The organism is Mycobacterium sp. NGS15 (assembly GCF_059813245.1).
Window position 1 is genome coordinate 254652 of the sequence record NZ_JCALEF010000001.1, and the last position, 14777, is coordinate 269428.

Annotated in this window: 12 protein-coding genes; 8 read left to right on the forward strand and 4 right to left on the reverse strand. The window is 60.9% G+C overall.

Annotated features, from left to right (window positions below):
• Positions 1-15 precede the first annotated feature (15 nt).
• Positions 16-2877: an MMPL/RND family transporter gene (locus AC5Y5C_RS01270; protein ID WP_499968298.1), complete on the forward strand. Its 2862-nt coding sequence runs from the start codon at positions 16-18 to the stop codon at positions 2875-2877.
• Positions 2878-2952: 75 nt separating this feature from the next.
• Entirely contained in the window at positions 2953-3291 is a 339-nt protein-coding gene (locus AC5Y5C_RS01275; RefSeq protein WP_499968300.1) for a hemophore-related protein, read from the forward strand.
• A gap of 52 nt (positions 3292-3343) precedes the next feature.
• On the opposite strand, the gene AC5Y5C_RS01280 is transcribed toward AC5Y5C_RS01275, so the two are convergent.
• Positions 3344-4759: a hypothetical protein gene (locus AC5Y5C_RS01280; RefSeq protein ID WP_499968302.1), complete on the reverse strand. Its 1416-nt coding sequence runs from the start codon at positions 4757-4759 to the stop codon at positions 3344-3346.
• Positions 4760-5085: 326 nt separating this feature from the next.
• On the opposite strand from AC5Y5C_RS01280, the gene AC5Y5C_RS01285 reads away from it, so the two are divergent.
• Both AC5Y5C_RS01285 and AC5Y5C_RS01290 read left to right on the forward strand, forming a co-directional pair.
• Positions 5086-5856 (forward strand): methyltransferase domain-containing protein, encoded by a 771-nt coding sequence (locus tag AC5Y5C_RS01285; RefSeq protein ID WP_499969277.1) that lies wholly within the window; start codon positions 5086-5088, stop codon positions 5854-5856.
• A 236-nt stretch (positions 5857-6092) separates the two neighbouring features.
• Entirely contained in the window at positions 6093-7007 is a 915-nt protein-coding gene (locus AC5Y5C_RS01290) for a sulfotransferase family protein (RefSeq protein WP_499969278.1), read from the forward strand.
• 30 nt (positions 7008-7037) lie between these two features.
• On the opposite strand, the gene AC5Y5C_RS01295 is transcribed toward AC5Y5C_RS01290, so the two are convergent.
• Positions 7038-7823 carry a GAP family protein gene (locus AC5Y5C_RS01295; protein ID WP_499968304.1) on the reverse strand — a complete coding sequence of 262 codons (786 nt, stop codon included), beginning with the start codon at positions 7821-7823 and terminating at the stop codon, positions 7038-7040.
• A gap of 133 nt (positions 7824-7956) precedes the next feature.
• A complete protein-coding gene (locus AC5Y5C_RS01300; RefSeq protein ID WP_499969280.1) occupies positions 7957-8742 on the reverse strand; it encodes a GAP family protein in 786 nt (261 codons plus the stop codon).
• A gap of 129 nt (positions 8743-8871) precedes the next feature.
• On the opposite strand from AC5Y5C_RS01300, the gene AC5Y5C_RS01305 reads away from it, so the two are divergent.
• From AC5Y5C_RS01305 to AC5Y5C_RS01315, 3 genes are all read left to right on the forward strand, one after another.
• Complete coding sequence (locus AC5Y5C_RS01305) at positions 8872-9852, forward strand: class I SAM-dependent methyltransferase (protein ID WP_499968306.1); 981 nt, start codon at positions 8872-8874, stop codon at positions 9850-9852.
• Between the two features lie 160 nt (positions 9853-10012).
• Positions 10013-11293 (forward strand): glycosyltransferase, encoded by a 1281-nt coding sequence (locus AC5Y5C_RS01310; RefSeq protein ID WP_499968308.1) that lies wholly within the window; start codon positions 10013-10015, stop codon positions 11291-11293.
• A 7-nt stretch (positions 11294-11300) separates the two neighbouring features.
• Positions 11301-12566, forward strand: coding sequence for a glycosyltransferase (locus tag AC5Y5C_RS01315; RefSeq protein ID WP_499968310.1), 1266 nt, complete (start codon positions 11301-11303; stop codon positions 12564-12566).
• A gap of 26 nt (positions 12567-12592) precedes the next feature.
• Here AC5Y5C_RS01315 and AC5Y5C_RS01320 read toward each other — a convergent pair whose 3' ends face one another.
• Positions 12593-13993 carry a cytochrome P450 gene (locus tag AC5Y5C_RS01320; protein ID WP_499968312.1) on the reverse strand — a complete coding sequence of 467 codons (1401 nt, stop codon included), beginning with the start codon at positions 13991-13993 and terminating at the stop codon, positions 12593-12595.
• Between the two features lie 537 nt (positions 13994-14530).
• Here AC5Y5C_RS01320 and AC5Y5C_RS01325 point away from each other — a divergent pair.
• Positions 14531-14761, forward strand: a complete 231-nt coding sequence (locus tag AC5Y5C_RS01325) for an MbtH family protein (RefSeq protein ID WP_499969282.1) — start codon at positions 14531-14533, stop codon at positions 14759-14761.
• The last annotated feature ends 16 nt before the right edge of the window (positions 14762-14777 follow it).

A 14777-nucleotide genomic window follows, 5' to 3' on the forward strand; every position in this document is an offset into this window, starting at 1 on the left:
CCCGGCGACGACCGCATGAGTATTCACCGGATGGTCAACCGTCCACCGTTGGTGGCCCGGCTGATCCGTAGGCTGTCGGTGCCGATCATCCTGGGCTGGCTGGCGGTCATCGCCGTCGTGACCTTTGCCGTTCCGTCACTGGAACAAGTCGGACGGGAAAGTTCGGTGTCCCTGGTTCCCCAAGCGGCGCCTTCATTCCAGGCGGTGCAGCGTATGGGGAAGGTTTTCGGAGAATCGAATTCCGACAGTGTGGCGATGGTCGTGCTGGAAGGCCAGCAATCGCTCGGCGATGACGCACACGTCTACTACGACAACTTGATTCGTCAGCTGAGGGCCGACACCGGGCATGTCCAGCACGTCCAAGACTATTGGGGCGACTCGCTTACTGCGACGGGCGTGCAGAGCGCCGACAGTAAGAGCGTCTATGTCCAGGTGAACCTCGCGGGTAACCAAGGCCAGGCCCTGGCCAACAAATCTGTGGAGGCCGTCCGGGGCATTGTGGAACGGTCGTCGCCGCCACCCGGGGTTCAGGCCTATGTCACGGGACCCGCGCCATTGCTGACGGATATGAACCATGCCGGCAACACGTCCATCATCAAAATTACCGTGGTGACGCTCGTGGTGATCCTCACGATGCTGCTTTTTGTATACCGCTCAATGGTCACCGTCATTCTGCTGTTGGTCATGGTGGGAATACAGGTACAGGCGGCCCGGGGTATCGTCGCGTTCCTCGGAGACCATGGGGTTATTGGACTTTCGACGTTCTCGGTGAATCTGCTGGTGTCGCTGGGCATCGCGGTGGGAACGGACTACGGCATATTCTTTACCGGGCGCTACCAGGAGGCCCGACAGTCCGGCGAAGACCGGGAGACGGCCTTCTATACCACCTACAGCAGTGTCGCCAAGGTGGTCGTGGCCTCCGGATTGACCATCGCGGGGGCAATCTTTTGCCTCAGCTTCACCCGGCTGCCCTACTTCCAAACGATGGGAGTTCCCGCTGCGGTGGGTATGGCCGTTGCGGTTGCGGTGGCTGTCACGCTTGTTCCGGCCGTCATAGGTCTAGGTAGTCGTTTCGGGCTGTTCGAGCCCAAACGGAAGATGATGGTCCGCCGATGGCGGTGGGTCGGTACGGCGATCGTTCGGTGGCCCGGCCCGATCCTCGCCGCGACGTGCGCGGTCGGACTTATCGGGCTGCTGGCACTTCCGGGGTATCAGACCAGCTATGACGACAGGCTGTATGTGCCCCGAGATATCCCCGCCAATCTGGGGTACGCGGCCGCCGAGCGGCACTTTCCCGAGTCGCGAATGACGCCCGATGTCCTGGTTCTCGAGGCAGATCACGATATGCGCAATCCGGCAGACTTCGTGGTTCTCCACAAGCTTGCCAAGGGCCTTTACGCCGTTCCGGGTATCTCGATGGTGCAGAGCATTACCCGGCCAGAGGGAAGCCCGATCGAGCACACTTCCATACCGTTTCAAATCAGCCTGCAAAGCGCCGGCATGCTGCAGATCCTGCCGTTTGGAAAAGAACGCGTGGACGACATGCTGAAGCAGGCCGATGACACGACGAAGATGATCAACCAGATGCAGCACACCTACGAGCTGATGAGCAGCATCTCCGATATCACCAACGAGACGGTCGTCATGAACAGGGAGCTGACGGCGACCGTCGATCGGTTGCGGGATTACATCGCCAATTTCGATGACTTCTTTAAGCCCCTCCGCAACTATCTGTACTGGGAGAAGCACTGCGAGACCATTCCGATGTGCTTCGCCATCAGATCCGTATTTCAGGCGCTCGACGGCACCGACCAGCTCAGTCTTCGGACGCATCAGATTCTCGAACGCGTAGAACAGATGAATGGGTACCAGCGGGACTTGATCGCCCTCTTCCCGCCGATGATCGCGACCATGAAGTCGATGCGCGCCATGATGCTGACGATGCACAGCACCATGTCTGGGATCTTTTCCCTCATAGACCAAACGGCCGCGAACGCGACCGCGATGGGAAAGATATACGACGGTGCCCAGAACGACGACTCGTTCTATCTGCCCCCGGAGGTTTTCGAGAACGAGGACTTCAAACGCGCTATGTCCCTGTTTTTTTCGCCGAACGGGAAGGCCGTTCGTCTGATCCTGACGTACCGGGGTGATCCGGGGACACCGGAGGGCTTGTCGCGGGTGGACGCGGTACGGACGGCGGCGGAAGAGGCGCTCAAGGTGACGCCGCTGGAAAACGCTCAGATCCATCTCGCCGGGACTGCCGCGACATTCAAAGACCTGCGCGACGGGTCTGCTTATGATCTGTTGATTGCCGGTGTCGCGGCGCTCTGTCTGATATTCGGCATCATGCTGATCATGACCAGAAGTTTTGTTGCTGCGCTGGTTATTGTTGGCACAGTGGCACTTTCGCTGGGGGCGGCGTTCGGGCTCTCGGTGCTCATCTGGCAGAACATTCTCGGTATCGAATTACACTGGCTCGTGCTGGCGATGTCGGTGATCATCTTGTTGGCGGTGGGCTCGGACTACAACTTGTTGTTGGTGTCGCGGATGAAGGAAGAACTGGGCGCGGGGATCAATACGGGGATCATTCGGGCGATGGGCGGCACCGGCAAGGTGGTGACCTCTGCGGGTTTGGTATTCGCGTTCACCATGTTGTCGATGGTGGTCAGCGATCTTCGCGTCATCGGGCAGGTCGGCTCCACGATCGGGATCGGTCTGTTGTTCGACACCTTGGTGGTGCGTGCATTCATGACACCGGCGATCGCTGCGCTGTTGGGACGGTGGTTCTGGTGGCCGCAGCGGGTACTCCAACGCCCCGCCAGAGTGCAACGAGGCTCAGCGGATCCCCGGCCGTTGGTCATGCAAGATGCCTGACTTCGGGTGGGATTGGACCTGGCCCGTTAGGGTCGGAATGATGCGAAAAGTATTGGTAGGAAAGGAAGTACGTACATGTTTCGTCTGTCGCTGACTACACTGTCCGTCGGGTTTGGGGGACTGGCCTTGTCCCTGACCAGCGCCGCCGGAATCGCGTCTGCGGACCCGGATCTGGATTCTGCCATCAACACAACATGCAGCTATCCGCAAGTGGTGGCTGCGCTCAATGCCCAGGACCCGCAATTCGGTAAGGCATTCGCGCAATCGCCGATACTGCAGCGTGGCCTGCGGGAATTCCTTGCGGCCGGGCCGGAGAAGCGGGCACAGACAGCCCAAGACGTAGCGAATGCTCCGGCCTTCCAGCCATATCTCGGAGTAATGGAGCAGGCCTACCGGACCTGTCACAACTTCTGACCTGGATTGAAGCGCGAGCCTCGCTGAGGTGCTCACACGAGTACGCGATGCGTCAATGAATCTCGCCGGTTAGACCGAAATCGGCCAGCGTGAGCTCGGCTAGTTCGTGTAAGGCTTCCTTGGTGTTCGTGGCGCCCGGTTGGTAGGCGCCGACGCTGATGAAGATTCTGCCGTTGAGACGCCCGGAGAGAATGAACATTCGACCTCCGGTTCGCTCAAGCAGCCGGCGTCGTTCGCGTTGCCCGGTTGCTCGTGCATTCTGAAAGTCGGCGAGTGTCCCGGCGGGATACCCGATCATTGAGCTGAGATCGCCTAGATAGGAACAGAACACCGACTGGTCGGGGTCTGCGGGTATCCTGGCGACCATCCGTTTCAGGGTCCGCTTCGGCGTGAACGATGGCAGCCACAGGAGCTGCTTTGATTCATCTGGCACCTCCTTCATCGCCCTTAGCGTCTGCCTGATGGCGGACCGAACGTCCCGCAGATCTGTCGTGATCGAGGTGGGGTCGATGCTGACGCGCGCGTACGACAGGGCCATGGCACGTGTGTCGTCCTCGGTGCGCTCACTGATGGGGATCTGCAGTGTGACGGTGCCATTGTCGGCACGTCTACGCCCGATGCGCTCCCCGAACCGGGCGGCAAAGGCCGCGGCCAGGGTGTGACTCGCTCCGGCGAGAGCTTCCGCGCGGGCATCCCAGTCCTCCAAATCGACGTAGATCGTGAGGGCCGGTACAAGCACGATGTCGTCTGCGATGACATCGTGGGCAGCGACGGGTAGCGGTGCTGGCGGATGCACAGTCTCACGCTTGTCGCGCGCCTGCTTTCGGGCGAGTTTTACCGCAGCCAGGAGAGCGCGGGTGACCTTGGGTACATCCCGCGTCGTCTGTCGTGCATCCTGGCCAATAGCGCGCAGTCGAGTGCGAGCCATCGGTGGTGGATAGCCAAGGTCCCGCGTCTTGCCCAAGGCCGCTTCGACTATGACGAGCGCAAGTCCGAGGCCGTCGATGAGATTGTGCGAGAGCACCAGACTGATCGCGGTCGTACCGTCGTCAAGAGGAAGGACGCCGATGTGCCAGCCGGGTCCCGACTCGGGGTCGATGCGCAACTGCGAACGTTCATCGACCCAGTCGCTGAACTCGGCGCGCGGACGCGCGTGCTGAGTGACGTCGATGTCCGACGAACCCGAGTCCGCGACCCAACGATGCCGGGCGATCGGTAGTGCTGGACGCTCGATGCGCCGGCCCAACAAACCCTGACCGAGGTTGTGATGAAAGCGCCGTAAAGCGTCGAGATCGACGGTGTGCCCGTACAGCCACGTCACCTGGATGATTACGTTCATATCGGCGGCGTGATGCTCTGCTAACAGCGCCTCGTCCGCCAATGCGAGGCGATTATCCAGTTGTGCAGCGTCTTTGGTCGCTCGGCGTCTTTTCAGGGACTCTCGCACCCGACGTATCTGCTCAGGCACCAGTCAAACTCCTTCGTTTCCGGCCGCGCGCGTGCGGTTTTGTGCTGTGAGCGGGAACGGATTTGGGAATACGCGTGGTCCAGTTTGCAAAACAGATGCTGCCCAGCCCAGCCCAGTCAACCGAATAGATCGGGAGCCTAGCCGCTTCGCGGAAGTGGTGCGGTGAAATCTGTTTCGTCGCGACGTCGGTAGATCTGATAGACGGCCGGACCCAGATCTTTATTGCGGTACGCGGCGGATTAACTGAATCGGTATTGCAGTTTTTATGCCCCGCACCGCATTTGATTTCACAACAGGCATGTCGAGCGCCGCCGCGGTGATCCATGATGTTCTACGTGGAGAACAGAGCCCTCGATATTGCGAGTATGCCTCGGGGCGGTCCGGATGCTTCCTGGCTGGACAGGCGGTTGCGTACCAGCCGCCTGGAATATCTGGACCGTGACGACGTCGACTACCTCAAGCGCAAGGTCATGTCCTCGCTTGATCGAGCCGGGCGGCGACGGTGGATCGGCGTTCACGAGAAATGCGCCCGAATCGCGCTGGCCGAGGTCGCTGAGGTGCCCACCCCGAAGATCCTGGAACTTGGTGCGGGCCTTGGCGGATTATCACGCAAGCTACTCGAAATGCATCCCACAGCCCAGGTGACGGTCACCGATATCGATCCTTCTTTCGTCGCCGCGGCGGCCAGTGATTTCGGCAGTCACCCGCGCGCAACCGTGCGAGAAATGGATGCCACCGCAATCGATGCCGTCGACGAGCAATACGATCTCGCGATATTTGCCTTGTCGCTGCATCATCTTTCACCCGATCTTGCTGCCCAAGTGTTCGCATCGGCGACGCGTGCAGCGAGGAAGTTCTTGATCGTGGACCTGCCCAGGCCGCCGGCGGCTCTTCACATTGCGTTGTTGGCGGTAGTGCTGCCACTGGTCTGGATCTCGCCATTGCAGCACGACGGGTTTATCAGTTCTCTCCGCGCCTACAGTCCGTCGGCTCTGCGCGCGCTGGCTCAGCACGCCGATCCGGCCATCGTGGTCGAATTCCGGACTCGACGGGGTCTGAGGCCGACGGTGGTGGTGGCGAGTCGTCCACCGTTGTAACCACATTGCGGAAAGCGGCCCGATGTCGTCACATGTGCAGCGGGTGCATGATTCAATGTGCCACAGTCAATTACGCCTCGAAACTCGTTCTGGCCGGATGCCCCGGCAGGACCGGGCGGTCTACCGCTGGAGGATCTCATGATGCGGCACGACACTCCTGCGCTGCGTGCGACACCGGTCGCAAGGTTGTCCTCGTGACCTCGGATGGACCGTCTCGCCCGGTCGCCCTGTTTGTCATGGGTATGGCGCGGTCCGGGACGTCGGCGATTACCCGGGCGCTCTCGCTGTGCGGTGGCACCCTCCCGCCCGCGCTGGCGGGTGCCAACCAGGCCAACCCGCGGGGCTATTGGGAGCCGCGCAAAGCCATCATCCTCAACGAGAGAATCCTGCATCGGAACGGCAGCTCCAGATTCGACACGACCTTGCGTCTACAAGAAGAGGGCGCGTTCGATGCCGGCGAGAAGGCTGCCTGCATCGCCGAAATCCGGGCATACCTGATGTCGTTGCCGCCCGCGCCACTGCTGATCATCAAGGACCCGAGGATAAATCTGCTGTCCGACATGTGGTTTGAGGCGACTCGGCTGGCTGGATTCGATGTGACGACAGTGGTAGCGGTGCGCCACCCGACGGAGGTCATCGCCTCAGTCGCGGCCCAAGCTGCGGCATCGCCGGAGTTCTCCAGCGCATTGTGGCTCAAGTTCAACTTGTTGGCCGAGGCGCACACACGTGATGTACCACGCGTATTCGTGGGGTATGCCAACCTCCTGGAGGATTGGCGCCGGGAAATGAAACGGATATCGGTAGCGCTCGGGGTGGACTTGGATACCCGGGATGAGGCAGCTATTGACGAGTTCCTTGAAACCGATCTTCGGCGCCAGAAATATTGTGGCCCAGTCACCGAGCCCTTTGGCACGGACTGGATATCCGTGGTCTATGAAACGCTCTGTGCGGCTGCTCGCGATGAAGCCTGGGATCCGTCGGCAATGGGGCGGGTCTTGGAGTCGTACCGGATAAGCGAACGCGGTTTCCGGGCGATGTTCGAAGATTTCCAGAGATTCCACAAGCTGAGTCGGCGCACCCGCCCGTCGATGATGAAGCTGATTTACGAGGTTATGGCGACTGCAAACGGGAGACGTGGGACATGGGCCTGACGTGCGTTTCCTGCATGTCTCCTCGTCGCTTTAGGCAACGCCGTTGACTACCTGAATGATTCCGGCGACGGAGAATATGGTGATCAGCATGTGGCGGCGGTGCGCCAGTGCCCAGTCATGCAGTGGCCGCAGTACCGCAAGGGTTTTCGCAGGTGCGACCAGGTAGCTGACGAGGGTGATCTCAACCACTGCGAACATTCCAAAGACGAACAGAATGACGGCGATGACCTGAGTGCCGAGCGGGGAACCCGAGGCGACGATGGGAGTCAGTACGAAGACTACCAACATGGGCGGCGGCAATCCGGCCAGGCCGAACACGAAGGCGACCCACAAGGCCCCGTTCTCCCAGGCCTTTTGGAGGTGCCGAAGTAGCCGTCGGAACACCGACCCCTCTGCCGCGTCCTCATCCTGAAGGGTGCCGAACGGAGACGTGATGGTGCTGGGTGGATCTGAATCACGCGGCCGGGCGGAGGTGTCGCCGGCCGGTACCCGCGCACGCATGCGCTGGCGAACCGAACGCACCGCCATGAGCGTCGCGATCGACAGCATGAGAACGCCCATGCCGAGATTGACCAGCCGAGTGGTGATGCTGTTGCCCGGCGTGGCCATGTCCTCCACGAACGTGCGAAACGACGGTGCTATGTGCAGCACCATCAGCGGTATCAGCAGGCCCGCAAGACTCACGATCATGCTGCCAATCCAGTAGGCCGCAAGATTCTGCACCGGCTGAGGCCGCGAGATCATCAAGACGATGATGGCGAGTAGCACCGGATTGACCGCGAACATGATCGCCATCGCGAGCAGTAGACCCCACACGGCCCGGAACACTACCCACGCGGGCGCGCTTTCTTGGCAGAATGGGGAAGCAAAGCAACCAGCAACGCCGATATCGTATTTGGCGAACCATTGTGCCCGAATGGGTTTCGCGCAGACACCTGGGTTTGAGCCTTCAGATACCGCCCAGGCCGTGGATCAGAAGTGATATCCCAGCCACTATGCACATGGCTATCAAAATCTTTCGCCGATGAGTCAGTGCCCAGTCATGCAACAGTTGCACAACCGCTTGGGTTTTCGTCGGTGCGACCAGGTAGCTGATCAAGGTCAGTTCAACAATCGCCAGTACACCGATGATGAAGACGACCGCAACGGTGATCTGTGTCCCGAGCGTAGCGCCCGAGGTGACCAAAATGGCTATGAGGAACAGGCCTGCGTCGGGTTCGATTCCGCCGAGTAGCAGGCCGATCAGCAGGGCGACCCACAGTGATCCGTTTTCCCATGCACTGCTAGCTCGGCGCAGCAGTCGTCGGACCACCGACCCCCCGTCGGCCGTCGCATCCTCTTTGCGGCCGAAGAGTCGTGAGATGGGGTTCTGTGTCGGCGGATTCGGCTCTGGGGCCGGAACAGCTTCGCCTGCGTACTGCAGCTGGCGCCGGCGCAGCAGTGGCCACAGTGCTAGTAGCGCGGCAACCGATAGTGCGAGCACACCCATGCCGAGTTGAATGTGCCGAATGGTGGGGCTGCCCGCCACGCCCTGTGCGAATGATCTGAACATCGGCGTGACATGCAGCAGTGTCAGTGGCGCCACCACGGCGGGAATGCAACCGATGAGACAGCCCGCCCAGTAAACGAGCAGATTTTGCGCGGGCTGTGGCCGAGAGATTACGAGGAGGGTGATGCCCAGGCGTATTGGATTCAGGGCAACCAGTACCACGAGTGCTAGCACCGATCCCCACACGTACGAAGACACTACGCGGTAGGTTCGTGGTCCGGGGTTCCTTTGAAAGTTGTTCTGTGGCGGGCTGTCACAGACCCTTGGCACGCGGTGTGAGTTCTCCGGACTCTGACTCTCGTGGAGGAGATTTGAATGACGGCGGTTACCAGTGCGTGCCGACTGTGCGACTCGACCGGCCCTCATCGAACGCTCGAGGTTCGGGAGATGATGTTCGGGACCCGCGAGGTGTTCGAATACTTCAGCTGCGCCGCGTGTGACACATTGCAGATCGTCAACGCCCTTGCGGGCGAAGCGCTCATGCGGCATTACCCCGCGGCCTACTACTCCCACAATGGTTCGTCCCAGCCAAAGGCCTTTCAGTGGCTGGTCAGGCAACGAGACCTATTCACATTGCGCAGCGGGGGAAGAATATTCGGGTCGGCTATGACCTCGCCTGTGCCGGAGGGCATCTTCCGTGTGCTGCTCGGGGGGGATGCTGTCAAGATGCTCGCTGGGCTTGGAATCGCGCGAGATGCGCGGATCTTGGATGTTGGATGTGGAAGCGGCGCCTTGCTGGATCGGCTCGCGAGAGTCGGGTTCGTCAGCTTGCTCGGTGCCGACCCCTTCATCGGAGAGGATGGCGAGTCGCGTGAACACGTACCGTTGCTGAAGTGCTATTTGAGTGATGTAACAGGCGAATTCGATCTCATCATGTTCAATCACTCGCTCGAACACATGCCAGATCCGGTCGCCACACTCGAGGTGGCTTCCAAAAAGTTGGCCGCCGGCGGCATATGCCTGGCCCGTGTACCCACAACGTCATCGGAAGCGTGGTCCATCTACGGCGCTGATTGGGTGCAGGCCGACGCACCTCGGCACATGGTCATACCGTCGCGCCGGGGAATGGCGCTGGCTGCAGAGCGTGCCGGTTTGCGCGTCGCGCAGACATTTGATGATTCAACTTTTGGTCAGTTCACCGGAAGCGAAGCCTATCGGGGCGATGTTCCGGTCACCGACCCCAAAATCCTTCGTATGTTTCGCCCCAGACAGATCTGGGAGTGGGAGAAGCGGGCCAAACGGCTCAATCAGCAGAACCGTGGTGACCAGACCGGTTTTGTGCTGCGGGTCAAGTAACTCCGGTTCTGCACAGTTTGTCTAAGGTTCTCGATGCATCCCCAAATCTCTTGAATTCAAAGTTGATAACGCGGCTTCCGGGATATGCTGCCGGGCGGTTGAGCCGTAGCGAGGCTCCCGCTTTCATTCCGCAGTAACACTGGAACTGAAGGGCTCTGCGATGAAATTCGTACTGTCATTCTATGGAACACGTGGTGATGTCGAGCCCGGCGTCGCCGTCGGTCGTGAGTTGTCGCGCCGTGGGCATGACGTACGCATGGTCGTCCCGCCCGACCTTGTGGACTTCGTCGAGGCGGCCGGACTTTCCGCGGTCGCTTGCGGACCCGACGTGCGGGTGTGGCAGGACGTGAACCGTGACTTTTGGGCGCGATTCTTGCGGAACTTCTGGAAGAACTTCTGGAGGATCCGGGACCTGCGGGAGTTGCTGCGTGAAGATTGGCGGTTCTTGGTTCAGTGTTGGCAGGATGTCAGCACGACACTGAGGTCACAGGCGGCGGACGCCGATCTGCTCTTTACCGGTGTCCTTGGTGAAGAGTCAGCCGGCAATGTCGCGGAGTACTACTCCCTTCCGTTCGCCACGCTGCACGTGTTTCCGATTCGCGCCAACGGCCAGCTCATTCCGGGAATGCCCGCACGGCTGGGACGATCCTTCATGAGGTTGTCGGAGTGGCTGGGTTGGCCGATGTTCAAAAGACTCGAGGATCCACAGCGTCGCGAGCTGGGCCTGCCTAAAGCCACGGGTCCCTCGCCCTGGCGGATCGCGGAGCGTGGTTCGTTGGAGATCCAGGCCTACGACGAGGTCTGTATGCCAGGATTAGCGGCGGAATGGGAGCAATACGATGGCCGGAGGCCCTTCGTCGGTGCGCTCACATTAGATCTACCAACAGATTCCGATGACGAGGTAGCTTCGTGGATTGCCGGCGGCAAACCGCCGATTTGTTTCGGCTTCGGCAGTATGCCTGTCGAATCCGCCACCGAGACGCTTGCCATGATCAGCGCGGCGTGTGATCAGTTGGGGGAGCGGGCGCTAGTGTGCGCCGGCGGAAGTGATTTCAGCCATTCCCCACTTGTCGAGAATGTCAAAGTGGTCGGCGTAATGAATTATTCTGCCGCCTTTCCCGCGTGCCGCGCGGTGGTGCACCATGGTGGTGCGGGCACCACCGCCGCGAGTCTGCGGGCAGGAGTCCCCACGTTGGTCCTCTCGACCGACCTCGATCAGACATTGTGGGGAGCGCGTGTCAAGCTGTTGAAAGTGGGTACCGCCCGGCGTTTCTCGGCGACGACCGAGAAGACACTAGTCGCCGACCTGCGCACCATCCTCGATGCGCAGTACGTCACGCGTGCCCGCGAGATCGCTACCCGAATGACCAAAGCCGCTGAGAGCCCGGTGACCGCCGCCGATCTGCTGGAAGACTTCGTCCGGCTCAAGCGGGCCGGCTGAACCCGCGATGAAGTTCGTATTGGCAAGCTACGGCACGCGCGGCGATATCGAGCCGTGCGTCGCAGTAGGCCGCGAACTGTTACGTCGGGGGCACGAGGTAAAGATGGCCGTTCCTCCCGATCTCATCGCATTCGTCGAGGCAGCCGGACCTACTGCTATCCCCTACGGACCGGATCTACAGGCAGTTCTCGACGCGCACCGTGATTTCTGGACGCACTTCTTTCGTAACTTCTGGAAGATACGAGATTTGATCAGGATGCGGCGCGATGTCGTGGAGCCGTTCCTCCAATGCTGGAAGGAGATCGTCGCCACGCTGACATCGTTGGCCGAGGGAGCCGACCTGCTTTTTACCGGTGTGAATTTTGAGGATGCCGCGGGCAATGTCGCTGAGTACTACAACATTCCGCTGGCCACGTTGCATTTCTTTCCCTTGCGAGCCAACGGCCAATTCGTACCGTTCCTGCCCGCGCCGTTGAGCCGATCGACAATGAAGGTTGGCGAGTGGCTGGCCTGGCAGAATGCCAAGAAGGTCGAGGGCGTACAGCGCGGCGAGCTGGCGCTGCCGAAGGCCGCCGCGCCCTCACCCTGGCGGATCGCGGAGTGTGGTTCGTTGGAGATCCAGGCCTACGACGCGGTCTGCTTTCCCGGCCTGGCCGACGAATGGGCGGAGTACGAGGGCCGTAGGCCGTTCGTCGGCGCGCTGACGCTCGGCTTACCCACTGAGTTCGATGACGAGGTGGCCTCGTGGATTGCCACCGGTCCGCCGCCGATCTTCTTCGGCTTTGGCAGTCTGCCGGTCGAGTCCGCCGCCGAGACACTTGCCATGATCAGCGTGGCGTGTGCTCGGTTGGGGGAGCGGGCGTTGGTGTGTTCTGCCGGGTCCGATTTCACGGATTTCCCGCTTACTGACAACATCAAAGTGGTTGGTGCGATGAACTATGCCGCTACATTCCCGGCTTGTCGCGCGGTCGTGCACCATGGCGGCACCGGCACCACCGCCGCCGGCCTGCGGGCGGGTGTCCCCACATTGATACTTTCGACAGACCTAGATCAGACATTGTGGGGAGCCCGGGTCAAACGATTGAAAGTGGGTACCGCCAGGCGTTTCTCGGCCACGACGGAGAAGACGCTGGTGGCCGACCTACGCGCCATCCTCGAACCGGGCTATGTGGCCCGGGCCCACGAGGTTGCCACTCGAATGACCAGTCCCGCCGAAAGTGTGGTGATCACGGCGGATCTCGTGGAGAGTCTCGCCGAGCGTGGCCGACGGTGACAAGATTCGAATCACGTCGCGACCGGCTAACGCTCCGGGTTGCTTGACTGCGTAATGCCATGACCGGCAGGACACGTCGGCGCCGCTGCGGGCTCGCAGTCCCTGAATGCTCGCACCCGGATATACCCACCGCGGTGTGGCACGAAAGTGACGTGCTTCGCCTGCTGCTTCTCATCGGGCGCTGTGGTGGTGCTCAAGTCGACCCGGCGCAGGATCTCACGGAGCACGACGCGTATTTCAACCATGGCGAAGGTGGCACCCAGGCAGCGGCGGTTGCCGCCACCGAACGGCAGCCAGGTGGTCGGGCTCAGCGCGGTGCCGAGCATCCGATCCGGGTCGAATCGGTCTGGATCCGGGTACACCTCGGCGCTTGCATGAACGAGTCCGATAGCCGGATCAACCATGATGCCTGCCGGTAGCCGATAGCCGCCAACATCGACGGGCTCCTTGAGTACCCGGCCCGAACTGAAGATCACCGGACGGATGCGCAATGTTTCCTTCGCTACCGCGTCGAGGTACTCGTCGCCGGACGGATCACCCGCCGCGCTGGCATCGGCAGCCTGTACGGCCTTGGCCAGTGCGGCAGGGTGGCGGGTCAGTCGTTCCAGCACCCAGGACAGCGCCGTTGCGGTGGTTTCGTGTCCGGCCGCGATGGACGTCAAGAGGTGATCCCGCAGTTCTTGGTCGGACATGGTGCGGCCGTTGTCATCGGCGGCGCTGACCAGCATGGCCAGCACATCAGTGCGCTCAGCCAGGTTGGGATCGGCACGACGTTCGGCAATCTCTGCATAGAGCAAGGCATCAGTCTCTGCCATTCGCCTGCCTACTCCCCGCCACGGGAAACGGCGCCGCAGGCCCGGATTAGTGATCGCCGGCGTTTCCCACGGCTTCATGTAGAGCAGACGCGGCACGACCTTGCGCAGTGCGGCCAGCCGTACGGGGTCGGTGGCACCGATAACTGTTCGCAGGATCACCTCGAGCGTGATGTCTGTGGTCTTGGGGGCAACCGGGAAGCCCTCACCTACCGGCCATTTGGCTATGTTTGCGGCAGCGATCTCGGCCATTTGAGCGGCTTGGCGCGCGACGGCGTCGCGGTGAAACGCCGGCATGAGCAGCCGACGCTGGTCGTGGTGCGCGTCTTCGTCGAGTACAAACAGCGAGCTGTCTCCGAGGAGGCCACGAAAGAACCAGTGCGCCTCGCCCGAGTGGAAGATCCGCGGGTCGCCGGCGTACACGGTCTTGATATCGGCGGGATTGGCAAGGTATACGACCTTGCCCGACAAGGGAATACGTAGGGTAAACACGTTGCCGTAGCGGCGCTGACATCCGGCCAGGAAGCGTAGACCATAGGCCGCCATCAATACGGACTGCACTGCCAGGGGGAGCGGAGGCCCGGGTGGCAGTGCGGTTTTCGCAGTTTTGCTCACTTTGCGCGATCCTAAGTACTAGACGGTATGACAGCTCACTTGCCGGCCGCCGCGGCAGCGACTGGCTTGAGTTTGCCTGTCGCGGAAACTGACTCAGTCCGGGGCGCAACGGTGCCCTGCAACCGTACGAGTGTTGGGGCCGGCGCGCAGGCTCTTTCGGAGGTTGGGCATGTCGCCGATGGGTTGTGAGTCGTTCGTGTCGACTGCGCTTCCATGAGAAAAGTCTGGTCACGTTCGATACCTCGTCGAGTGTCGCAGGATGCGTGCCACGTGATGTACAGCAAATTATGAGACAACGGGAACCGTTTGTGTCGTGGCGGTGGCTGAGGGCTGATCATGCCTGGTTTGGTAACAACTAGCAGCCAATTCAGCCTTCCTGGGGTAGTCATGCCGGGCAATGACGCCCGAACCCCCGGGCCTCTAACTGGCCAGTAGCAAGTATTGGCGATTTCTCTAAAAACGCGCACCGCCGACGCTTTCTCGGTTATTTTTAGAACAGGTTCCACTTATCGTGCGTGGAGGGTGTCGGGAGAAGTGTTGAGTATCAATCCATTTGATGACGACAATGGCAGCTTTTTCGTTTTGGTCAACGACGAAGAGCAACACAGCCTGTGGCCGGCCTTTGTCGATGTTCCAGCCGGATGGCGAGTGGTTTTCGGCGCGGCGGATCGGGCAGCCTGCCTGGACAACATAGAGCGGAATTGGCCCGATATCCGGCCAAAAAGCCTGCGCGAGAGGGTGGCACAGGGTCGGACTGTTGATCATTAAGCAGTGGGTGGGGACC

Bases quoted from the DNA above. Each gene is read 5' to 3' on its own strand.
- AC5Y5C_RS01285 (WP_499969277.1), top strand. From the start codon at position 5,086: ATGTTCTACGTGGAGAACAGAGCCCTCGATATTGCGAGTATGCCTCGG.
- AC5Y5C_RS01290 (WP_499969278.1), top strand. From the start codon at position 6,093: ATGGGTATGGCGCGGTCCGGGACGTCGGCGATTACCCGGGCGCTCTCG.
- AC5Y5C_RS01270 (WP_499968298.1), top strand. From the start codon at position 16: ATGAGTATTCACCGGATGGTCAACCGTCCACCGTTGGTGGCCCGGCTG.
- AC5Y5C_RS01315 (WP_499968310.1), top strand. From the start codon at position 11,301: ATGAAGTTCGTATTGGCAAGCTACGGCACGCGCGGCGATATCGAGCCG.
- AC5Y5C_RS01275 (WP_499968300.1), top strand. From the start codon at position 2,953: ATGTTTCGTCTGTCGCTGACTACACTGTCCGTCGGGTTTGGGGGACTG.
- AC5Y5C_RS01310 (WP_499968308.1), top strand. From the start codon at position 10,013: ATGAAATTCGTACTGTCATTCTATGGAACACGTGGTGATGTCGAGCCC.
- AC5Y5C_RS01305 (WP_499968306.1), top strand. From the start codon at position 8,872: ATGACGGCGGTTACCAGTGCGTGCCGACTGTGCGACTCGACCGGCCCT.